The organism is Cellulomonas sp. SG140 (assembly GCF_025770785.1).
In the GTDB taxonomy this organism is placed as follows: Bacteria; Actinomycetota; Actinomycetes; order Actinomycetales; family Cellulomonadaceae; genus Cellulomonas.
The window spans coordinates 466,912-489,360 of record NZ_JANZLA010000003.1; the positions used below are offsets into that span (position 1 = coordinate 466,912).

Genomic DNA, 22,449 nt, shown 5'->3' on the forward strand with positions numbered 1-22,449 from the left:
CAGGGCGCCGGGATAGAGTCGCGCCCGTGCCGCTCTCCCCAGCCGTCGAGGTGACGGGGCTGCTCAAGCGCTACGGCACGGACGTCGCCGTCGAGGGGCTCGACCTGGTCGCGGAGTCCGGACAGGTCACCGCGGTGCTCGGCCCCAACGGCGCCGGCAAGACCACGACCGTCGAGATCTGCGAGGGTCTGCGGCATCGCGACGGCGGCGACGTGCGGGTGCTGGGGCTCGACCCCGCGCACGACGCCACGGCCCTACGGCCGCTGGTCGGCGTGATGCTCCAGGACGGGGGCCTGCCGAACACGCAGCGCGCGGGCGACGTCCTGGAGCACGTCGCGCGCATGTACGCCGACCCGGTCGACACCGGCGAGCTCACGGAACGCCTCGGGCTGCGCACGTTCGCGCGCACCTCCGTGCGACGGCTGTCCGGCGGAGAGAGGCAGCGGCTCGCGCTGGCGGTGGCGCTCGTCGGACGTCCCCGCCTGGTCTTCCTCGACGAGCCGAGCGCGGGGCTGGACCCCCAGGCGCGCCGCGCCGTGTGGGACCTCGTCGGCGAGCTGTCCGCCGACGGGGTGTCCGTGGTGCTCACCACGCACTTCATGGCCGAGGCGGAGGCCCTCGCCGACCACGTCGTGATCGTCGACCACGGCCGTGCGATCGCCTCCGGCACGGTCGCCGACCTCGTCGCCTCGGGGGGCACCACCACGCTGCGCGTCGAGGCCGCTCAGCCCCTCGACCCGGCGGTGCTGGCCGCGGCGCTGGGATCGGCGTTCACGGTCGAGGCCGCCGGCCGCACGGCCTGCAGCGTCGCCGGACCTGTCGACCCCAGGTCGGTCGCCACCGTCACCGCGACGCTCGCCGATGCGGACGTGCAGGTCACCCGCCTGGAGCTCGGCCGCCGCACGCTCGAGGACGTCTTCCTCGACCTGACCGGGCGGAGCCTGCGATGACCACCGCCGCCCCCGCCTCCCGGCGGATCGCCGCGCAGAGCGCCTTCGAGCTGCGCGCGGTGCTCCGCAACGGCGAGCAGGTGATGGTGACGGTCCTGCTGCCGCTGATCCTGCTGGGCGGCCTCGCCCGGGCCACCTTCGTCGCGCTGGACACCGGCGGCGCGACCCGCATCGACCTGGTCGCACCGGGCGTGCTCGCGTTCGCGCTGATGAGCTCGGCCTTCACCTCACCGGCGATCACCACGGCGTTCGACCGGCGCAACGGGGTGCTGCGCCTGATGGCGACCACGCCGCTCGGCCCCACCGGGCTGCTCGTCGGCAAGCTCGCTGCGGTGCTGGCCGTCCAGGTGATGCAGGTCGTGGTGATCGGCGGTGCGGCCGTCGCGCTCGGCTGGCGGCCCGACCCGGGTGGCATCCTGCCGGCGGTCGTCGCGTGGCTGCTCGGCACGACGGCCTGGGGCGCCGCGGCCCTGCTCGCCGCGGGGCGGGTCCGCGCCGAGGCGGTGATCGCGCTGGCGAACCTCGTGCTGGTGATCCTGGCCTTCGGCGGGGTGGTGCTGCCCGCGAGCGTGCTGCCCGCCGGGCTCGCCCACGTCGTCGGGTGGCTCCCGTCGGGCGCGCTCGGCGAGGGGCTGCGCGCCGCGCTGCTGCACGGCACCTGGGCCGCGGGGCCGCTGGTGGTCCTCGCCGTGTGGGCGGCCGCGCTGTCCGCGGCGGCCGCCCGCTGGTTCCGCTGGTCGTAGCCCGCCGGGACCGGTTCCCGCGGCGATCTACCCTGGTGACCGTGACCAGCGCAGCGGCCTCCGCACCTCCCGTCCGCGACCGCCTCGACGTCTGGCGCTGGCGCGCGGTGGTGGCCAACCTCGTCGCGCAGGTGCTGATCATCGTCACCGGCGGTCTGGTGCGCCTGACGGCCTCCGGCCTCGGCTGCTCGTCGTGGCCCAGCTGCGAGCCGGGGCACTTCACGCCGACCGTGCACGACGCGACCAGCTACCACCCGTTCATCGAGTTCGGCAACCGCACCATCACCGGCGTCCTCGTCGTCGTCTCGCTCGCGGTCGCGCTCCTCGTCGGCCTCGACCGTCGTCGCTCGGCGTCCTACCGGACGATGGCGTGGGTGCCGCTCGTCGGCGTCGTCGTCCAGGCCGTCGTCGGGGGGATGGCGGTCCTGTACCAGCTGCCGCCGGCCGTCGTCAGCGGCCACATGCTCCTGTCGATGGTGCTCGTCGCCGTGTCGACGTGGCTGGTGGTCCGATCGCGGGAGAGCGACGCACCGTCGGTGCCCGTGGTCGACGGGGTCACGCGCCGGCTGGTCGCCGGGCTCGGTGCCGCGGCCGTCGCGGTCGTCGCCCTCGGCGTCGTGGTGACGGGGGCCGGCCCCCACTCGGGCGACGACCGGGTCGGCTACCGGTTCGCCGTCGACCCGTTCCAGATGGCGCGCGTGCACTCGCTGACCGTCTGGCTCTTCGTCGCGCTGCTCGTCGCCGTCCTGCTGCGGCTGCGTCGTACCGGACCGCCCACCGCCCGACGAGCCGCCTGGCTGCTCCTCGCCGTCACCGCGGCGCAGGCGCTCATCGGGTACGTCCAGCTGTTCACCGGGCTGCCCATCGCACTGGTCGACCTGCACATGCTGGGCGCTGCAGCGCTCGTCGTCGCGGTCGTCCTGCTGGCCGGCACGCTCCGCACGCGCGGTCCGGTACCTGCTCTCCCGGCACCGGGTCCGCAGCCCGCGGCAGCGGCCCGCGCGGCCTGAACGGCCGACGGCGGCACGCCGCCCCGCCCTCGCGAGGCCGCGACGACGGTGGTCGCGCTACGCCGTGACTGCCTCGAGCGTGGACCACCCGGCAGAGCGAGCGGCCGCCGCCGCGAGAATGCCCACCACGGCCGTCGGGTTGTGCAGCCGTCCACCCAGCACCGAGGCGACGGCCTCGTCGAGCGGCAGCCAGGAGGCGACCATGGTCGCCTCCTCGTCGATGCGCTCGTGGCGCTCGCCGTGCGGCACCGGTGAGAGGTCCCGCGCGAGGTAGACCGTGATCGACTCGTCCGAGCTGCCCGGTGAGGTGAAGAAGTCGACCAGCCGCCACCACGAGCCCGCCCGCAGGTCGGCCTCCTCGGCGAGCTCGCGCGCTGCCGCCGCGACGGGGTCCTCCCCCTCGACGTCCAGGAGCCCGGCCGGCGGCTCCCACAGCTCCCGACGGACCGGGTGCCGGTACTGGGACAGCAGCAGCACCCGGTCGTCGTCGTCCAGCGCGATCACACCGACCGCACCGGGGTGCGCCGTGTACTCGCGCAGCACCGGCTCGCCACCCAGGTCGACGTGGTCGGCGACCACGTCGAACACCTTCCCGTCGTGCAGCACGCGGTGCTGCACGACCGGACGGCTCGCGACCGTGTCGGTCGGTCCCGGGGTGGCGGGCCGGGTCGTCATGCGGAGCGCCGCGCCAGCGCCGCCCCGACCAGCCCTGCGAACAGCGGGTGCGCCCGGGTCGGACGCGACTTGAACTCCGGGTGCGCCTGCGTCGCGACGAAGTAGGGGTGCTCCTCGCGCGGGAGCTCCACGAACTCCACCAGCGACGTGTCCGGGGAGACGCCGGAGATGACCAGACCGGCCTCCTCGAGCTTGTCCCGGTAGGCGTTGTTAACCTCGTACCGGTGGCGGTGCCGCTCGGACACCTTGTCGGCGCCGTAGAGCTCCGCGACCAGCGAGCCCGGGGTCAGCACGGCCTCGTAGGCGCCGAGCCGCATGGTGCCACCCAGGTCGCCCTCGCCGCCGACGATCGCCAGCTGCTCCGCCATCGTCGCGATCACGGCGTGCGGCGTGTCCGGGTCGAACTCCGAGGACGAGGCCCCGTCCAGCCCCAGCACGTTGCGGGAGTACTCGATCACCATGCACTGCAGGCCGAGGCACAGGCCCAGCGTCGGGACCTTGTTCTCGCGGGCCCAGCGCAGCGCGCCGACCTTGCCCTCGATGCCGCGAACCCCGAAACCGCCGGGGATCACCACACCGTCCACGCCCTCGAGCGCGGCTGCCGCACCGTCCAGCGTCTGGCAGTCGTCCGAGGTGACCCAGCGGATCTTCACCCGGGCGTCGTGGTGGAAGCCACCGGCGCGCAGCGCCTCCGTGACGGACAGGTAGGCGTCCGGCAGGTCGATGTACTTGCCGACGAGCGCGATCTCGACCTGGTGCGCCGGGCGGTGCACGCGCTGGAGCAGCGCGTCCCAGCCGCTCCAGTCGACGTCCCGGAAGGGCAGCGCGAGCCGCTGCACCACGTACGCGTCGAGGCCCTCCGAGTGCAGCACGCGCGGGATCTCGTAGATGCTCGGGGCGTCGGCGGCCGTCACCACGCCCTCGACGTCGACGTCGCACATCAGCGCGATCTTGCGCTTCGTGGACTCCGGCACCTCCCGGTCGGCGCGCAGCACGATGGCGTCCGGCTGGATGCCGATGCTCCGCAGTGCGGCGACCGAGTGCTGGGTCGGCTTGGTCTTCAGCTCCCCCGAGGGGCCGATGTACGGCACCAGCGACACGTGCAGGAAGAAGACGTTGGCGCGGCCGACGTCGTGCCGCACCTGACGGGCCGCCTCGAGGAACGGCAGCGACTCGATGTCGCCGACGGTGCCACCGATCTCGGTGATGATCACGTCGACGTCGTCACCGGCCTGCGCGCGCATCCGCGCCTTGATCTCGTCCGTGATGTGCGGGATCACCTGCACGGTGTCGCCCAGGTACTCCCCGCGCCGCTCGCGGGCGATCACCGACGAGTAGATCTGGCCGGTGGTCACGTTGGCCGAGCCGACCAGGTTCACGTCGAGGAACCGCTCGTAGTGGCCGACGTCGAGGTCCGTCTCCGCACCGTCGTCCGTGACGAACACCTCACCGTGCTGGAACGGGTTCATGGTGCCCGGGTCCACGTTGAGGTAGGGGTCGAGCTTCTGCATGGTGACCCGCAGACCGCGCGAGCGCAGGAGGCGCCCGAGGCTGCTGGCCGTCAGGCCCTTGCCCAGAGAAGAGGCGACGCCTCCGGTGACGAAGATGTGCCGGGTCAGAGAATCCGACCGCCCGGAGAGTCGGTGCGCGCGATCCATCACGGGCTTCCACCCTACCGGACGGCCCGACCTCCCCGGGGCCGCGGCGCGCCCCCGCGGCGCCGCCGGGCCGTCCCGAGGCGCCCGACCGGTCCGACCGCCGAGCGCTCCCGTGCCCCGTCGCGGCGCCCGCCGGCCCGGGGCCGCACGACTGCCGTCGGTCAGCTCCGGGCCGGTTCGTGCTCCGCTCGCAGCATGCCGTGCACGGTCTCGCGGTCCAGGCCCAGCACCGCCCCGACCACCACGAGCAGCGCGACGAGCCCGGCGCCGGCCGCCGCCCCGAGCGCGGTCCACGCGCCCGTGCCGGCGACGCGCGACACCGCGTCCGCCACCCACCGGCCCGCGACGGCTGCCACCGCGCCGGAACCGCCCAGGACGAGCAGCGTGCGGGTCAGTCCGTCCAGCGCCGCCGGACCCGCCGCGCGTCGCAGCGCCACGAGTGTCGCGCCGCCCCCGGCCGTCATCCCGGCCGTCGTGGCGAGGCCGAGCGCGGTCAGCACGGCGGCACGGTCGGGTCCGTGCGACGTCAGCGCGACGGCGGCCACCACCGCGACGACCGCCACCGTGCCCCAGCCGACGGCGGCGCTCACGACGGCCGAACGCGCCCGCTCGAGGGCGTACAGCGTCCGGGACACGTGGAACATCGCCGCGAAACCGACCACCCCGGGCAGCATCCAGGTGAGCAGGGCCGTCATGTCGGGCTGCACGGAAGGACTGTGCGACAGCGCCGCGAACACCCGCGCCACCGCCGGTGCGGCCGCCAGCAGCGCTGCGGCTCCGGCGGCCGCGGCGGCCAGCACGGCGCGGGTGGTGAGCGCGGACAGCCGGGCGAACCCGTCCTGGTCCGCCGCGGCGACCCGGGCCGCGACCCGCGGGAAGGTCGACGTCGCCAGGGGCACGACGAGGATCGCGTAGGGCAGCAGGTACACCTGCTGCCCGTAGACGAACGTCGTGTACGAGCCGCTCGTGCCGCGGGTCACCGCGAGCTGCAGCACCACCAGCACCGAGAGCTGCTGCGCGGCGACGGCCCCGACACCCGCGAACGCGAGCGCCCTGAACCGCCGAGCCACCCCCGGGGGGAACCGCAGCGTCGGGCGGACCGCGACCCCGAGCCGACGTACCGGGACGAGCATCGGGAAGCACATGGACGCCACGCCCGCCGTGGTCCCCCAGGCCAGCACCTGCAGGGCGACGCCGGGGACCGCGGCCGGGTCGTCCCGCTGGCCGTGCGCCAGCAACCCGTACCCGAGGAAGGTCGCGACGACCACCAGGGACGACATCACGGGCGCGAAGGCCGGCCAGAAGAACCGCCGGTGCGCCTGCAGCACCGCGTACAGCAGCACCGTCAACCCGTACATCGGCACCTGCACCGCGAAGACGACGACGAAGAAGCGCAGGACCTCGACCGCCCCCGCACCCCGGTCGCCCGCGACGAGGCGGGCCACCGGACCGGACACGGCCGCCAGCAGCAGCCCGAGCGGGGCGAGGACCAGCAGGGTCCAGCCGAGCGCGGCGCCGACGATCCGGTCCACCTCCGCCGCGTCGCGGCGCAGCACCGGTGCCGCCAGCAGCGGCACGAGCGCACCGGCGAGGGCTCCGCCGGCCGCCACCTCGAACAGCACGTTCGGCAGCACGTTGGCGGAGTTGTAGGCGTCGGCCACCCCACCCATCCCGACGGTGCCCGCGCCGACCAGGTAGCGGACGAAGCCCAGCACGCGGGACAGCGCGGTGACGACGGCGATCATCGCCGCGGCGCCCGCCAGCCCGCCGAGCAGCCGGCGGCGCGCGGGACTCACCCCCGGCCCGGCCGACGACGCCGGCCCCAGGCGTCGACGGCCGCGAGCGCCGGCGTCCGCTCGATCACGGCAGTGAAGCTGACCCGTTCGCTCACCACCGTGAGGGCACCGACGGTCACCAGCCACGCGATGCGGACGGCCCGCGGGCCGCTCTGCGCGATGGCCGTGCCGAGGGCCGCCCCGAGCGCGTTCGCGCCGCAGTCCCCGAGCATGTCGGTCTCGGCCAGATCCTGCTCGGAGGCCGCCACCGCGGCGCCGAGCACCGCGCTCGCCGGCACCGCACCGGGCCCGGCCGCCAGCGCCACCGGTCCGGCGACGGCCGCGGCGGCCTTCAGCGCCCGACCCGGACGCAGGTCGAGCAGGTTCACCAGGTTCGCCGTCCCGGCGATGATCGCAGCGTCCACCAGCACGTCGGCGGTGCGCCGTCCGCGCGGGCCCACGCGGGGCAGCAGCGCCGCCGCCAGCACTGCCGAGGCGCCGATCCCCAGCACCTTCAGCCCGCCCGTGGTCAGCCGGCCCCGCGCCAGTGCACCCAGGTGCCCACGCAGTCCCTTGGTCGGCTCCGCACCGCCTTCACCCAGGTCGTCGAGCAGTCCGAAGCCGCCGGCGCCCAGCACGGCCACCGCCGCGGCGAGCCCTCCCTGAGCGGTCGTCGCACCGCTCAGCGCCCCAGTGAGCACACCGACGGTCACGGCCGGTCCCTCAAGCAGGCTGACCGGCTCGCCGGCATGGTTCCGGCGCGTCCACCGGGCCGGGCCGCCGGGGGGCTGCCAGTCCAGCGCGCCGCGGACCACCGAGGTGGTCGCGGCCGCCGCGAGACCGGTGAGGGCGCGGCGCAGCAGCCCGACGCTCACCCGGCGGTCCGGGTGCCGGCGGTCGTCGGCACCGCCGTGCGCGCCGGCATCGGGGACAGACCGCTGCCGAAGCCGTAGTGGCCGTTGGTCCCCGCGATGCGCGCCGCGAGGGCGAGCGGCACGGTGACCTGGCCTGTGATCGTGTCCGCGCCGGACACCGTGGTCACCGCACCGTTGAGCGACTTGTCGGCCAGCACGGCCGACACCAGCGAACCCGCCGCGACCGACCCGTCCACCAGCACGGCGCCGTGCGAGAACGACTGTGCGGCGCCGACCACCGCGAGCGCCGAGCTGGTCGCGTCCTGCGCCGGGGTCGGTGCCGGGGTCGCCGCGCTCGTCGTCGCGACCGGGACGGCCAGCACCACGACGGCGTCGGCCGGCGCCGTGACGGGGTTGGCGAGCGTGATCAGCGGCGTCTGCCCCGAGGACAGCAGCTGCAGCAGCACCGTCGAGTCCTGCGTCAGGGTGTCGGGCTTGCCGGACTCGGCCCGGACCAGGCCCTGCACCAGCGCCTGCGCCAGCTGGGCCTGCACACCCGCCCCCTGGTCGGGTGCCGGGTTCAGGTAGCCAAGGAGGTAGCCGACCAGCCCCTGCCGGAAGCTGCGCTGGTCGGTCGACGACCACGCGTCGGTCAGGGTCACGTGGGCGCTGATCGTCGCCCCCGCCTGCGTGAGCCTGGCGTCGACGGCGGTGCGCTCGTCCTGCGGCACGGCACCGAGCGCCACGACAGCGACGCGCCGGTCCTTCAGGGTCCCCTGCACCAGCTGGCCGCTCACCGCGTCCAGGTAGGCATCGCTGTTCTTCAGCTGTCCCGCCGTGTCGTCGAGCTGGCTGCGCAGCTGCGCCTTCTCCGTGCGGAGCTGCTGCACCTGGCCCGTGAGGGTGTCGCCCAGCGTCTGCTTCAACGGGCCGGCACCGAGGGCGATGCCCACGGCGAGCGCGAGGAAGACGGAGATCAGGGAGACGAGGTGGTACCGGAAGTCGATCACTGGACGCGCTCTCGGTCGAGGTCGGGACGGGCAGGCGGGTCGGACGTCACGGCAGGCCCCCGAACAAGCCGCGCACCCACGAGACGACGTCGTCCAGACGAGCGCCGAGCAGCCCGTACAGCGCCTGACCGCCGGCGGTCGACGCGAGCGCGACGCCCAACGCGAACAGGCCTGCGGCGATCAGCAGCACCAGTTGGAGGTTGGAGATGCCGTGCCGGTACAGCTGCGACACCCCCTTGGCGTCCACCAGCTTGCCGCCCACCCGGAGGCGGGTCAGGAACGTGCTGGCCATGCCGGAACGGCCCTTGTCGAGGAACTCCACCAACGTCGCGTGCGTGCCGAGCGCCACGATCAGCTCCGCGCCCTTGTCGTCCGCGAGCAGCATCGCCACGTCTTCGCTGGTCCCCGTCGCCGGGAACACCACGTACGGGATGCCGAGCGCCTCGACCCGCGCGAGGCCGGGCGCCCGCCCGTCGCGATAGGCGTGCACCACCACCTCGGCACCGCACCGCAGGGCGCGGTCGGAGACGGAGTCCATGTCGCCGACGATGAGGTCGGGCCGCGCACCGGCCTCGAGGATCGCGTCCGCCCCGCCGTCCACCCCGATCAGCACGGGGTGGAACTCCCGGATGTACGGGCGGAGCGCGACCAGGTCCTCCTTGTAGTGGTAACCCCGCACCACGACGAGCACCTGACGACCCTCGATGGGCGTGCGGACGTCGGGCACGCCGACGCCGTCGAGCAGCAGCTCCCGCTCCCGCCGCAGGTAGTCCATCGTGTTGGCGGCGAACGACTCGAGCTGCACCGAGAGGCCCGCACGCGCCGCCTCCATCGAGGCAGCGACGGACTCCACCGTCTGCAGGTCCCCCTCGGCGATCAGGCGGTCCTGGTCGAACACCGCGCCGTCCGCGACCCGGATCACCCGTCCGTCGGACACCGACATGACGTCCGGGCCGAGGTCGTCGACCAGCGGGACCCCCGCCGCCACCAGGATCTCGGGGCCCAGGTTCGGGTACCGGCCGGACGTCGAGCGAGCGGCGTTGAGCACCGCGGCGGGACGGCAGGCGACCAGGGCTTCCGCTGCGACGCGGTCGAGGTCGAGGTGGTCGATGACCGCGACGTCACCGGGCCGTAGACGTTTGGTCAGGGCCTTCGTGCGGCGGTCGACCCGGGCAGGGCCCACGACCTCGTCGGCGCCGGCCGTCTGACCGTGCCTGCGCAGGGAGAGTTTCATCGCGGTTCATCGTCCCACGCCCGACTGCTCCAGGAGCTCCGCCGCGTGTGCGCGAGCCGCCTCGGAGTCCTCCTGACCAGCCAGCATGCGTGCCAGCTCACGGACCCGGTCCTCGCCCGCGACCGATCGGACGTCCGACTCGGTGACCACGTCGTGCCCACCCGCCGTGGACTTCGTCACGACGAGATGCGTGTCCGCGAACGCGGCGACCTGCGCCAGGTGGGTGACGACGAGCACCTGCGCCGACCGGGCGAGCTGCGCCAGGCGTCGCCCGACCTCGACCGCGGCCTTGCCGCCCACGCCGGCGTCCACCTCGTCGAACACGAAGGTGCCCGGGGTCTGCGCCCGAGTGCCGCCCGCCGTCGCCAACGACACCTCGATCGCGAGCATCACCCGCGACAGCTCGCCACCGGACGCCCCCTTGCCGAGCGGCCGCGCCGGCGCGCCGGCGTGCGGCACCAGCAGCAGCTCCACCCGGTCCGCCCCGTGCACCGAGGGCTCGTCCGCGTCCTCGACCGCCACCTCGAGGCGCGCGCCCGCCATGGCGAGACCCGCGAGCTCGGCCGTGACGCTCTCTGCCAGCCTGGTCGCGGCCGCGCGCCGGGCCACGCCGATCTCGGCGGCCAGCGCCTGGACCTCGGCGTCGAGCTCGGCGCGGCGGGTCCGCAGCGCCTCGATCCGGCCGCCGTCGTCCTCGAGCTCCAGCAGCCGCAGGCCCGCCTGCTGGGCCCAGGCCAGCACACCGGCGACATCGCCGCCGTGGCTCCGGGTCAGGGTGGCCAGCTCGGCACGCCGGGACTGCACGGCCTCGAGGCGTGCCGGGTCCGCCTGCAGGTCCTGCAGGTACCCGGCGAGGTCCGTCGCGACGTCCGCCAGCAGGTATCCCGCCTCGGCCACGCGCGTCGCCAGGGCGGCCAAGGTCGGGTCGTGCGCGCCCGCCTGGTCCAGCAGGCGCCGCGCGGCGTCCACGAGGAGCGTCGCTGCGGGGGCCTCACCGGCCTCGTCCTCACCCGCGAGCGCGCCGTGCGCCTCGCTCGCGGCAGACCGCAGGTCCTCGGCGTGAGTCAGGCGCTCCGCCTCGTCGGCGAGCGCGACGTCCTCCTCGGGCTGGGGGTCGATCCGCTCCACCTCGACGAGTCCGAGGCGCAGGAGCTCCGCCTCGCGCGAGCGGTCCTGCGCCCGCTCCACGAGCTCGGTCAGCTCGGCGTCCACCTGGGCGCGGGTGGTCCATGCCGCTCGGTAGGCCGCCAGACGATCCCGGTGCTCCGGTCCGACGAACTCGTCGAGCGCCTCGCGCTGGGCCGCCGGGGTCCGCAGGCGCAGCTGGTCGGCCTGCCCGTGCACCGTCACCAACGCGTCCGCGATCTCCGCCAGGACCCCCTGGGGGACGGACCGACCGCCGAGGTGGGCGCGGGACCGACCCACGCTGTCCGGTCCGGCGGCCGTCACGGTCCGGAGCAGAACCAGCGAGCCGTCGTCGTCCAGCTCCGCGCCCGCGTCGGTGACGCGCGCGATCGCGTCCGGGTGGCCGTCGAGGTGCACCCGTCCCTCGACGGCGGCCGCCGGTGCGCCCACGCGCACGGTCGCAGGGTCCGCCTTGCCCCCCAGCAGCAGCGAGAGCGCGGTCAGCACCATCGTCTTGCCGGCCCCGGTCTCGCCGGTCAGCACCGTCAGGCCCGGTCCCAATGCCATCTGAGCCTGGCCGATCACGCCCAGGTCGCTGATCCGGATCTCCTCGATCACGGCACGTCCTCCGCGGGCGTCTCCGCCTGCTGCTCAGGGCGAGCCGGCCGGGCGACCGTCTCGGCTGCCGCGACAGCTCGACCCCTGCGTGGTCGGACGACCGCCGAGTGCCCGCGCCACCCCTGGACCGACAACCCGAACTTGTTCACGAGCCGGGTGGTGAACGGCGCCGGCGTCAGGCGGGCCATCCGCACCGGCACGTCGCTGAGCCACACCTCCAGCCGGGACCCGGGGGGCGCGTCGAGCCGGCGCCGTCCGTCGTTGGTCAGCACCGCACCCGAGGGTGACCGTTCGAGGATCTCGACCGCGACGACGCTGTGCGGACCGATCACCAGGGGGCGGGCGAACAGCGCGTGCGCCGCCAGCGGGACGACGATGAGGCCCTCGACGTCGGGCCAGACCACGGGCCCCCCGCCGGAGAAGGCGTGGGCCGTGGACCCGGTCGCCGTCGCGACGACGATCCCGTCCGTGCCGAACGAGGCGAGCGGCCGGTCGTCGACCTCCGTGATCACCTCGATCATCTTGGCCGCCTCGGTCTTCTGGAGCGCGGCGTCGTTGAGCGCCCAGCCCGTGCGCTCCTCGCCGTCCGGGCCGATGACCCGCACCTCGAGCGTGCTGCGCTCCTCGACGACGAAGTCACCGCTCGTCAGTCTCCGGACGGCCGCGGTGACGTTGTCCGGCTCGATCTCCGCCAGGAAGCCGACATGGCCGAGGTTGACGCCGAGCATCGGCACACCGGTCCCGCGGGTGAGCTCCGCAGCGCGCAGGATCGTGCCGTCGCCCCCGAGAACCACGGCGAGGTCGAACGCCGGCAGGTCGGCCGCCGTCGCGTCCTCCTCGGCGGTGACCGGCTCCACACCGGCGCGCTCCAGCTCCCGCACCACGACGAGCGTCGCGGCCACGGCCTCCGGTCGGCCGCGGTGGGTCACCACCAGTGCACGACGTGTCATGCGTCCTCCTCCAGGACGACCGCGTCGACGCGGTCCGCCTGCATCGGTTCGACCGGTCGGGCAGCTCCGGGCGCGACGAGCCGCAGCAGGTACTCCACGTTGCCGCTCGGCCCTGGGAGCACGCTCCGGAGCAGGTCCACGGGGACCAGCCCCACCGCATCGGCGGCCTCCAGCACACCGAGCAACGCGTCCCTGTGCAGCGACCGGCTGCGCACCACGCCGCCGGACCCGAGCCGCTCGCGCCCCACCTCGAACTGCGGCTTCACCAGCAGCACCAGATCGGCGCCACGTGCGGCGACGGCCGTCAGCGGCGCCACGACGAGGCGGAGCGAGATGAACGACAGGTCTGCGACCACCAGCTGCGGCGGCGGCTGCACGTCGCCGGCAGCGAGGTCACGGACGTTGACGCCCTCGCGCACCTCGACGCGCGGGTCGGCACGCAGCTCCGGCCGCAGCTGACCGTGCCCCACGTCCACGGCGACGACCGATGCCGCCCCCCTCCGCAGCAAGACGTCGGTGAAACCGCCGGTGCTCGCCCCCGCGTCCAGGCACCGTCGTCCGGCGACGACGAGGCCGCGCGACTGCCACACGTCGAGTGCACCTGCCAGCTTGTGGCCTGCGCGTGACGCGTATCCGGGATCCTCGGGGTCGGGGTCCACGACGAGCTCGCGCTCGGCGTCCACGGCAGCCGAAGGACGCACGACGGGTGATCCGTCAAGCCGCACCCGACCGGCCGCGATCAGCTGGCCGGCCTCGCCGCGGGACCGTGCCAGGCCGCGACGTACCAGCTCAACGTCGATGCGGGCCACGACGGTGCTCAGCGGTCCGACTCTGCGAGCCGGTCCTGGAGCGCAGCGTGCACGGCCTCGAAGGCGGCGACGTGGGCCCGCAACGGGGCGTCCGAGAGCTCAGCGAGCGCGCCCAAGGCGCCGTCGACGCCGTCGTCGCCCGTGCCCTCGCCCTGCAGGGACTCGGTCACCCGCCATCCTCCCGATCGCGCCTTCCGTCGCTGCGGCCCTCGTCCACGCTACCGGCTGCAGCCGGACCCAGCCGTCCACCACGCACAGGGTCGGCCCGCACACTCAGACCGACGGCAGATCCGGGACGCTCGACGGTTCCACGGGCAGGCCGGCGTCCGCTGCCGCCCACGCCGCCGCGCACGCCGCTCGTACCAGGTCGACCGGGTCTCCGCCCGCTCGCAGCTCCAGCCGGCCCTTGGCCACCCGGGCCACGGCCTCGCCGCACACCCACCACTCGTCCTTCTGCACGGGCACCGGGTGCGGCTGCAGGAGCGCACGCAGATCAGCGCCGATGTAGTGCGGCCGCTCACCCGGCACGGCGAGCACGTCGTCGCGGGCCGTGCTCACGCCCGTGAGCACGTGGAGACCCGGGAGGTCACCGGCACGCGCGCCTGCAAGATCCGTGTCCAGCCGGTCGCCGACGACTAGCGTCCGCATCCCGCCCGCACGCGCGATCGCCAGCTGGTACATGGTGGGCTCCGGCTTGCCCGCACTGTCCGGCGTGACGCCGGTCGCGGACGTCACGGCGAGCACCAGCGAACCGTTCCCGGGAGCGAACCCCCGTGCGGTCGGCAGACTCAGGTCCCGGTTCGAGGCGACGTACCACGCGCCGTCGGCGACGGCGTAGGCAGCCTCCGCCAGCTGCGGCCAGGCGACGTCCGGGCTGAAGCCCTGCACGACGGCGTCCGGGCGCTCGTCGGCCGACGACACCACCTCGAACCCCTCGGCCCGCACGGCGTCCCGGAGCGCGTCGGCACCGACCACCAGCACCTTCGCCCCGCCGGCGAGGCGGGTCGCGAGCAGCTGCGCGGCTGCCTGTGCGGCGGTCATCACATCGGGACCCGACGTCGGGATGCCGAGCTGCGTCAGCTGCTGGGCGACCACCTCCGGCGAGCGCGAGGCGTTGTTCGTGACGAACAGCGTCCGCATGCCCCGAGCCCGCGCCTCGACGAGGCTCTCGGACGCCCACGGAACCCGCTCGTGCCCGCGGTACGCGACCCCGTCGAGGTCCACCAGGGCCAGGTCGAAGAGCTCGGCCAGCGGACGGTCGGCCGCGAGCAGGCCTGCGCTCACGCCTCGTGCTCCGGACCGTCGAGGTCGGCCGCCGGCTGCGGGCCGTCTCCCTCCGGGGGCTCGACCTGCTCCCCGTCGACGGTGTCGTCGAGCAGGTCGTAGACCACCACGTCGTCCTCCTCGTCGATGTCCCCGGCCGCCTCGGCCAGCTCCTCGGCCGAGTAGGGGGCCAGCTCGCGCTCCGCCTCGTCGTGCCGTCCGCACGCGTCGAGGGCCGTGGCCCGCGCCTGTGCCACGCGTGCCGCGAGCACACCCGTCGCGGCACGCACCTGGGGGGTGGCGAGGGCCGCCAGCGCCGCCTCAGGCTCCTCGAGGTCGAGCCGCGCACCACTGACCACCATCGCCAGCTCGACCGCCGCCTCGGCAGAGAGCTCCGCGACCTGCGGATCCTGCGCCACCACCAGCGCGCGCTCGGGGCGGCCGAGCCCACGCTCGCAGTCCGCCATCACGGGGAGGTGCTCCGGTGACCCGTTCAGGCGGCGCACGGTGCGAAGCTCACGGAGCGCCTCGCCGTACCGGCCGGTCCGGTACGCCGCCAGACCCGCCGCCTCGCGCACGACATCAACCCGCCCGCCCCGCCGCACAGCGGCCTGCGCGTGCTCGTACGCCAGCTCAGGATCAAGCTGGAGCAGCCTGGCCACCATCACCAGGTGGCGGCCCACCCGTTCGGCGCTGTCCTTGCTCAGGGTGCGAAGCCGTCCACGCACGTCCCTGTCGAGCATGCTGAAGGTGACGTCCTCGGCGACCTCCGGATCGTGGGCACGCGGCGGAGCCTCGGTGCCTGGGCCGGCCTCCCTGATCGTCGCGGGGGTTCGCGTGTCATCACGCCGTGGGCGACCCTGCGCACGGTCAGCCCCCGGCGCACCGCGTCGCGGACCGGTCGACGACCCTGTGGAGAGCCGATCCGTTCGACCCTCACGCCGGGGACCGGTCGACGTGCGTGCCGTACCGGCTTCGTCACGAGAGCCGCCGGCCCTGCGGTCATCCGGTGACCAGGGACGCGCCGATGCGCCGGCTCGCGGTCCGGACGTGATGCCTCTGCCGGTGCCGCGGGGAGACTCCTCACGCGGGCGACCCGCGGCCTGCCTTCCGGCGAACCGGTCGACCGGTCCGTCGACGTTCCGACTCGTGACGGGCCGTTCGCCGCCGCGTCGCCCTTCCCCGCCGTCATGGCCGCCCGACCGATACCCGGACGAGCGATCGGCGGAGCCCGCGCTCGACGGCGCCCCACCGACCGGACGACCGTCACGGCCACCGGGTCGTTGCGGTCCACGGGGACCGCCAGCACCCCGGCCGCCACCCTCGCCACGGGACCGGCCGGCGCTGCCGAACGGCCCACCCGACCCGGCGCGGGCGGGACGAGCGCCCCTCAGGTCGCCACCGGAGGATGCCCCACCCTCGTCCGAGAACGAGCGCGCCTCGGAACCACCCGGTCCCCAGGTACGCCGCTGCTCAGGGCGACGAGGGCCGTCGACGGCCGGGCGCGAGGCTGCAGCCCGCGCCCCGCCCGCCTGCCGAGCTCCACCGGCAGCGCGCGGGGAACCACCTCGATAGCCCCGCTCGTCCGCATCCGCCGCACGACCGCCGGCTCCGCCCGCGGGACCCCTGCCCCGGACGCCCCCGGCGGCTCCTGCCGCCGGAGCGCCGGAGGCGCTGGAACGACCAGAGCCGTTGCCCCATCCCGTCGACCGACCACCGGAACGCATCGCGCCGCCAGCCGGACCGGTCGGCCGGCCCGTGCGACCCTCTCCAGGACCGCGACGCCCCTCGGCGCTCCCCGCACCTGCGGGGAACGAGCGCCCGGTGTCGCCAGTGCGCGGAGCCCGCGAGCTGCCCCACGACGATCGTGGAGAACCGCCGCCGAGGGCCCCCGACGAACCGCCGGCTCTACCCCCCGACGAACCACCAGACGCGCCATCTCGGCCCCGCCCACCGCGGGACGCTCCACGTCCCCGCTCGTTGCCGCCACGGCCGTCGCTGTTCATCAGGTCCTACCTCCACGATTCAAAGGGACATCATCCCATCCCGTTCAGCTCCGGACACGCGCCGGGTGGGAAGCAGCCCAGACGCAGAGCAACGGCATCTCGAACCGTCTCCGGACCACCGCACAACCCTGACCGACGGCGACATCGACACCGACCCAGGCCCCCGGGGGGCCACGCTCGCAGGACCGGTACGGAGCCGGCGGAGGACCGAAGGGATGTCGCTCGACCTGCGTCTCGGTGGTGGGTCGGTGGGTGTGGGTGAATGCAGAAAGGCCCACCCGGTTGCGGGTGGGCCTTTCTGGAATGGTGTTCGGCGGCGTCCTACTCTCCCACATCCTGGCGGGTGCAGTACCATCGGCGCTGAAGGGCTTAGCTTCCGGGTTCGGAATGGGACCGGGCGTTTCCCCTTCGCTATGGCCGCCGTAACGGTGTCGAGTTGTCAAACGGGTTCCCGTTCGTTGCTCGGGAACCGCACAGTGGACGCGTGCATGATGTTGTGGTGAAGTGGTCGGCTGATTAGTACCGGTCAGCTGCGACGGTCGTTGGTCCCGTCTTCCACGTCCGGCCTATCTACCCAGTGGTCTTGCTGGGAGCCTCTCACCCCTCGAGGGGGCGTGGAAACCTCATCTTGAAGCAGGCTTCCCGCTTAGATGCTTTCAGCGGTTATCCCTTCCGAACGTAGCCAACCAGCCGTGCTCCTGGCGGAACAACTGGCACACCAGAGGTTCGTCCGTCCCGGTCCTCTCGTACTAGGGACAGCCCTTCTCAAGTTTCCTGCGCGCGCAGCGGATAGGGACCGAACTGTCTCACGACGTTCTAAACCCAGCTCGCGTACCGCTTTAATGGGCGAACAGCCCAACCCTTGGGACCTACTCCAGCCCCAGGATGCGACGAGCCGACATCGAGGTGCCAAACCATGCCGTCGATATGGACTCTTGGGCAAGATCAGCCTGTTATCCCCGGGGTACCTTTTATCCGTTGAGCGACGGCGCTTCCACAAGCCACCGCCGGATCACTAGTTCCGACTTTCGTCCCTGCTCGACCTGTCAGTCTCACAGTCAAGCTCCCTTGTGCACTTGCACTCGCCACCTGATTGCCAACCAGGCTGAGGGAACCTTTGAGCGCCTCCGTTACATTTTAGGAGGCAACCGCCCCAGTTAAACTACCCACCAGGCACTGTCCCTGGTCCGGATCACGGACCGAGGTTAGACATCCGAAGCGGTCAGAGTGGTATTTCAACGGCGACTCCACGAACACTGGCGTGCCCGCTTCGCAGTCTCCCACCTATCCTACACAAACCGCACCGAACACCAATACCAAGCTATAGTAAAGGTCCCGGGGTCTTTCCGTCCTGCTGCGCGTAACGAGCATCTTTACTCGTAGTGCAATTTCGCCGAGTTCGCGGTTGAGACAGCGGAGAAGTCGTTACGCCATTCGTGCAGGTCGGAACTTACCCGACAAGGAATTTCGCTACCTTAGGATGGTTATAGTTACCACCGCCGTTTACTGGGGCTTAAATTCTGAGCTTCGCCTTGCGGCTGACCCGTCCTCTTAACCTTCCAGCACCGGGCAGGCGTCAGTCCGTATACATCGTCTTGCGACTTCGCACGGACCTGTGTTTTTAGTAAACAGTCGCTTCTCCCTGGTCTCTGCGGCCCTCCACGCTCCCCGGGCAAGCCGGTTCACGCTTGAGGCCCCCCTTCTCCCGAAGTTACGGGGGCATTTTGCCGAGTTCCTTAACCACGATTCGCTCGATCGCCTTGGTATTCTCTACCTGACCACCTGAGTCGGTTTGGGGTACGGGCGGCTAGAACCTCGCGTCGAGGCTTTTCTTGGCAGCATAGGATCACCCAGTTCCCGCTTGCGCGGTCACCGTCGGCTCTCAGGCACAGGAGGGGCGGATTTGCCTACCCCTCACCCTACGACCTTGGACGTGGACTACCATCGCCACGCCGGGCTACCTTCCTGCGTCACCCCTGTTAATACGCTTACCTACTACCGGATCGGGTCGCGGCCCGTACGCACCGGTGCCCCCGAAGGGGCGGTGGCACGCACGAGGCGCTCAGCATCACCGGGCTCGGTATGGGCGGTTCTTCGCCGGTACGGGAATATCAACCCGTTGTCCATCGACTACGCCTGTCGGCCTCGCCTTAGGTCCCGACTTACCCAGGGCGGATGAACCTGGCCCTGGAACCCTTGGTCATTCGGCGGACGGGTTTCTCACCCGTCATTCGCTACTCATGCCTGCATTCTCACTCGTGTGGTCTCCACCGCTGGGTCACCCCGCGGCTTCACCGCCCACACGACGCTCCCCTACCCATCCACACACCTGGACCACGAAGGCCTAGTACACGTGTGAATGCCACAGCTTCGGCGGTGTGCTTGAGCCCCGCTACATTGTCGGCGCGGAATCACTTGACCAGTGAGCTATTACGCACTCTTTCAAGGGTGGCTGCTTCTAAGCCAACCTCCTGGTTGTCTGTGCAACTCCACATCCTTTCCCACTTAGCACACGCTTGGGGGCCTTAGCTGGTGGTCTGGGCTGTTTCCCTCTCGACGACGGAGCTTATCCCCCGCCGTCTCACTGCCACGCTCTGGCTTACCGGCATTCGGAGTTTGGCTAACGTCAGTAACCTGGTCGGGCCCATCGGCTATCCAGTAGCTCTACCTCCGGCAAGAAACGCGTGACGCTGCACCTAAATGCATTTCGGGGAGAACCAGCTATCACGAAGTTTGATTGGCCTTTCACCCCTAACCACAGGTCATCCCCCAGGTTTTCAACCCTGGTGGGTTCGGGCCTCCACGCGGTCTTACCCGCGCTTCACCCTGCCCATGGCTAGATCACTTCGCTTCGGGTCTAGAGCACGCGACTGACACGCCCTGTTCGGACTCGCTTTCGCTACGGCTTCCCCACACGGGTTAACCTCGCCACGTACCACTAACTCGCAGGCTCATTCTTCAAAAGGCACGCCGTCACCCCTGCTAGGGAGGCTCCGACGGCTTGTAGGCACACGGTTTCAGGTACTATTTCACTCCCCTCCCGGGGTACTTTTCACCTTTCCCTCACGGTACTTGTCCGCTATCGGTCACCAGGTAGTATTTAGGCTTACACAGTGGTCTGTGCAGATTCACTCCAGGTTTCTCGGGCCCGGAGCTACTTGGGATCCCTCTCGGGAGGCCGCATCATTTCGTCTACGGGGGTACCACCCTCTGTGCCGGGCCTTTCAAGACCCTTCGACTATGACACGACTTTCTGACTCCCTGCCCGGTCGGCAGACCGGACCGAAAGGTCCCACAACCCCGTACGCGCAACGCCTGCCGGCTTGCACACGCGCACGGTTTGGCCTGATCCGCTTTCGCTCGCCACTACTCACGGAATATCTCTTCCTGCCGGTACTGAGATGTTTCACTTCCCGGCGTTCCCTCCACACACCCTATATATTCAGGTGCGGGTCGTACGACATGACTCGTACGGGGTTTCCCCATTCGGACATCCTCGGATCACGGTTCGTTTGCCAACTCCCCGAGGCTTATCGCAGGCTACGACGTCCTTCTTCGGCTCCTGGTGCCAAGGCATCCACCCTGTGCCCTTATCAACTTGACCACAAAAATCAAAGATGCTCGCGTCCACTGTGCAGTTCTCAACCAACGACCAGGACCCACCCGGAAACCCCGGCGCCCACCCCCACGACGAGAGCAGTCCACCGGACCAGGGGCCTGCCGGCCACCCGACCCCTCCCACCACCCGGAGCAGCACCCCGAGAAGCAGAAGCGATCATCGCGACCCCAAGGACAACACCCGCGAACGGCTGTTCCCTCAGGACCCAACAGCGTGCCCAGCCGACCCCACCGTCTGACCCATCCGTTCCCACCCGCACCCACCGAAGCGAGCACGACGTACTAGGACAAACCAGAAAGCAGAACCGGCCGTAGTCGATGTTCCACCCGTGAGCTCCACCCCCGACACGCACGGCCAGGGCATGGGCCTGGACACCCGACCGCACCCACGACAGGCACGACCAGCTGCCAGATGCTCCTTAGAAAGGAGGTGATCCAGCCGCACCTTCCGGTACGGCTACCTTGTTACGACTTAGTCCTAATCGCCAGTCCCACCTTCGACGGCTCCCCCCAAAGGTTGGGCCACCGGCTTCGGGTGTTACCGACTTTCATGACTTGACGGGCGGTGTGTACAAGGCCCGGGAACGTATTCACCGCAGCGTTGCTGATCTGCGATTACTAGCGACTCCGACTTCACGGGGTCGAGTTGCAGACCCCGATCCGAACTGAGACCGGCTTTTTGGGATTCGCTCCACCTCACGGTATCGCAGCCCTTTGTACCGGCCATTGTAGCATGCGTGAAGCCCAAGACATAAGGGGCATGATGATTTGACGTCATCCCCACCTTCCTCCGAGTTGACCCCGGCAGTCTCCCATGAGTCCCCGGCATAACCCGCTGGCAACATGGGACGAGGGTTGCGCTCGTTGCGGGACTTAACCCAACATCTCACGACACGAGCTGACGACAACCATGCACCACCTGTACACCGACCTTACGGGGAGCACATCTCTGCACTTTTCCGGTGTATGTCAAGCCTTGGTAAGGTTCTTCGCGTTGCATCGAATTAATCCGCATGCTCCGCCGCTTGTGCGGGCCCCCGTCAATTTCTTTGAGTTTTAGCCTTGCGGCCGTACTCCCCAGGCGGGGCACTTAATGCGTTTGCTGCGGCACGGAATCCGTGGAATGGACCCCACACCTAGTGCCCAACGTTTACGGCATGGACTACCAGGGTATCTAATCCTGTTCGCTCCCCATGCTTTCGCTCCTCAGCGTCAGTTGCGGCCCAGTGACCTGCCTTCGCCATCGGTGTTCCTCCTGATATCTGCGCATTCCACCGCTACACCAGGAATTCCAGTCACCCCTACCGCACTCTAGTCTGCCCGTACCCACTGCAAGCCCCAGGTTGAGCCTGAGGATTTCACAGCAGACGCGACAAACCGCCTACGAGCTCTTTACGCCCAATAATTCCGGACAACGCTTGCGCCCTACGTATTACCGCGGCTGCTGGCACGTAGTTAGCCGGCGCTTCTTCTGCAGGTACCGTCACTTGCGCTTCTTCCCTGCTGAAAGCGGTTTACAACCCGAAGGCCGTCATCCCGCACGCGGCGTCGCTGCATCAGGCTTGCGCCCATTGTGCAATATTCCCCACTGCTGCCTCCCGTAGGAGTCTGGGCCGTGTCTCAGTCCCAGTGTGGCCGGTCGCCCTCTCAGGCCGGCTACCCGTCGTCGCCTTGGTAGGCCATCACCCCACCAACAAGCTGATAGGCCGCGAGCCCATCCCTGACCGAAAAACTTTCCAGGCGCCCAGATGCCCAGGCACCTCATATCCGGTATTAGCCACCGTTTCCGGTAGTTATCCCAGAGTCAGGGGCAGGTTACTCACGTGTTACTCACCCGTTCGCCACTGATCAGACCAGCAAGCTGGCCATCACCGTTCGACTTGCATGTGTTAAGCACGCCGCCAGCGTTCGTCCTGAGCCAGAATCAAACTCTCCGTCAATGTCCAACGCCACCCGACCACCCCAAGGCAGCCAGGCAACAGACACAACAAAGAACAACACAGATCTGGCATCAAAAAGGAACCCACCACCCACGGGGTGAGAAGCAGGCTCCCATCAACACCAAGCCCACCACGACACAACATCGCAGCAGACAACTTGGCATCGACTACTTGGCACACTGTTGAGTTCTCAAAGAACAGACGCTCATCC

The 22,449-nt window shown here is 71.0% G+C and carries 15 protein-coding genes and 3 rRNA genes; 3 read left to right on the forward strand and 15 right to left on the reverse strand.

Annotated elements, in window-relative coordinates; all coding sequences use genetic code 11:
- Positions 1–26 precede the first annotated feature (26 nt).
- Genes N0B34_RS08615 through N0B34_RS08625 form a run of 3 tightly spaced genes read left to right on the forward strand, consistent with a single transcriptional unit; the run spans position 27 to position 2,703 of the window.
- Positions 27–950, forward strand: a complete 924-nt coding sequence (locus N0B34_RS08615) for an ABC transporter ATP-binding protein (RefSeq protein ID WP_263730938.1) — start codon at positions 27–29, stop codon at positions 948–950.
- On the forward strand, positions 947–1,693 hold the full coding sequence (locus N0B34_RS08620) for an ABC transporter permease (protein WP_263730939.1): 747 nt from the start codon (positions 947–949) through the stop codon (positions 1,691–1,693). The genes N0B34_RS08615 and N0B34_RS08620 overlap by 4 nt, the downstream gene beginning before the upstream one ends.
- Positions 1,694–1,734: 41 nt before the next feature.
- Positions 1,735–2,703: a COX15/CtaA family protein gene (locus N0B34_RS08625; protein ID WP_263730940.1), complete on the forward strand. Its 969-nt coding sequence runs from the start codon at positions 1,735–1,737 to the stop codon at positions 2,701–2,703.
- Positions 2,704–2,760: 57 nt separating this feature from the next.
- On the opposite strand, the gene N0B34_RS08630 is transcribed toward N0B34_RS08625, so the two are convergent.
- The 15 genes from N0B34_RS08630 to N0B34_RS08700 form a co-directional block, all read right to left on the reverse strand.
- Positions 2,761–3,378 (reverse strand): NUDIX domain-containing protein, encoded by a 618-nt coding sequence (locus tag N0B34_RS08630; protein WP_263730941.1) that lies wholly within the window; start codon positions 3,376–3,378, stop codon positions 2,761–2,763.
- A complete protein-coding gene (locus N0B34_RS08635; RefSeq protein ID WP_318529974.1) occupies positions 3,375–5,036 on the reverse strand; it encodes a CTP synthase in 1,662 nt (553 codons plus the stop codon). The genes N0B34_RS08630 and N0B34_RS08635 overlap by 4 nt, the downstream gene beginning before the upstream one ends.
- 161 nt (positions 5,037–5,197) lie before the next feature.
- Positions 5,198–6,832: a murein biosynthesis integral membrane protein MurJ gene (murJ, locus tag N0B34_RS08640; protein WP_263730942.1), complete on the reverse strand. Its 1,635-nt coding sequence runs from the start codon at positions 6,830–6,832 to the stop codon at positions 5,198–5,200.
- Entirely contained in the window at positions 6,829–7,686 is an 858-nt protein-coding gene (locus N0B34_RS08645; RefSeq protein ID WP_263730943.1) for a hypothetical protein, read from the reverse strand. The genes murJ and N0B34_RS08645 overlap by 4 nt, the downstream gene beginning before the upstream one ends.
- Positions 7,683–8,675 (reverse strand): copper transporter, encoded by a 993-nt coding sequence (locus N0B34_RS08650; protein ID WP_263730944.1) that lies wholly within the window; start codon positions 8,673–8,675, stop codon positions 7,683–7,685. Before N0B34_RS08650 ends, N0B34_RS08645 begins: the two co-directional genes overlap by 4 nt.
- A gap of 46 nt (positions 8,676–8,721) precedes the next feature.
- Positions 8,722–9,909, reverse strand: a complete 1,188-nt coding sequence (steA, locus tag N0B34_RS08655; RefSeq protein ID WP_263730945.1) for a putative cytokinetic ring protein SteA — start codon at positions 9,907–9,909, stop codon at positions 8,722–8,724.
- Between the two features lie 6 nt (positions 9,910–9,915).
- The gene (gene recN, locus N0B34_RS08660) at positions 9,916–11,652 is read right to left on the reverse strand and encodes a DNA repair protein RecN (RefSeq protein WP_263730946.1); all 1,737 of its coding nucleotides are present in this window, start codon (positions 11,650–11,652) and stop codon (positions 9,916–9,918) included.
- Complete coding sequence (locus N0B34_RS08665; RefSeq protein ID WP_263730947.1) at positions 11,649–12,602, reverse strand: NAD kinase; 954 nt, start codon at positions 12,600–12,602, stop codon at positions 11,649–11,651. Before N0B34_RS08665 ends, recN begins: the two co-directional genes overlap by 4 nt.
- Positions 12,599–13,411, reverse strand: a complete 813-nt coding sequence (locus N0B34_RS08670; RefSeq protein WP_263730948.1) for a TlyA family RNA methyltransferase — start codon at positions 13,409–13,411, stop codon at positions 12,599–12,601. Before N0B34_RS08670 ends, N0B34_RS08665 begins: the two co-directional genes overlap by 4 nt.
- A gap of 8 nt (positions 13,412–13,419) precedes the next feature.
- Positions 13,420–13,581: a hypothetical protein gene (locus N0B34_RS08675; protein WP_263730949.1), complete on the reverse strand. Its 162-nt coding sequence runs from the start codon at positions 13,579–13,581 to the stop codon at positions 13,420–13,422.
- Between the two features lie 103 nt (positions 13,582–13,684).
- On the reverse strand, positions 13,685–14,695 hold the full coding sequence (locus tag N0B34_RS08680) for an HAD-IIA family hydrolase (protein ID WP_263730950.1): 1,011 nt from the start codon (positions 14,693–14,695) through the stop codon (positions 13,685–13,687).
- Complete coding sequence (locus tag N0B34_RS08685; protein ID WP_263730951.1) at positions 14,692–15,417, reverse strand: hypothetical protein; 726 nt, start codon at positions 15,415–15,417, stop codon at positions 14,692–14,694. Before N0B34_RS08685 ends, N0B34_RS08680 begins: the two co-directional genes overlap by 4 nt.
- 1,571 nt (positions 15,418–16,988) lie before the next feature.
- Positions 16,989–17,105, reverse strand: a 5S ribosomal RNA gene (gene rrf / locus N0B34_RS08690).
- Positions 17,106–17,176: 71 nt separating this feature from the next.
- A 23S ribosomal RNA gene (locus N0B34_RS08695) occupies positions 17,177–20,284 on the reverse strand.
- A 437-nt stretch (positions 20,285–20,721) separates the two neighbouring features.
- Positions 20,722–22,238: ribosomal RNA gene (locus N0B34_RS08700) — 16S ribosomal RNA — on the reverse strand.
- Together the 16S, 23S and 5S rRNA genes form the textbook arrangement of a ribosomal RNA operon.
- Between the last annotated feature and the right edge of the window lie 211 nt (positions 22,239–22,449).

Coding starts and splice junctions, on each gene's coding strand:
- N0B34_RS08620 (WP_263730939.1), top strand. CDS start 947: ATGACCACCGCCGCCCCCGCCTCCCGGCGGATCGCCGCGCAGAGCGCC.
- N0B34_RS08630 (WP_263730941.1), bottom strand. CDS start 3,378: ATGACGACCCGGCCCGCCACCCCGGGACCGACCGACACGGTCGCGAGC.
- N0B34_RS08635 (WP_318529974.1), bottom strand. CDS start 5,036: ATGGATCGCGCGCACCGACTCTCCGGGCGGTCGGATTCTCTGACCCGG.
- steA (WP_263730945.1), bottom strand. CDS start 9,909: ATGAAACTCTCCCTGCGCAGGCACGGTCAGACGGCCGGCGCCGACGAG.
- N0B34_RS08665 (WP_263730947.1), bottom strand. CDS start 12,602: ATGACACGTCGTGCACTGGTGGTGACCCACCGCGGCCGACCGGAGGCC.
- N0B34_RS08685 (WP_263730951.1), bottom strand. CDS start 15,417: ATGCTCGACAGGGACGTGCGTGGACGGCTTCGCACCCTGAGCAAGGAC.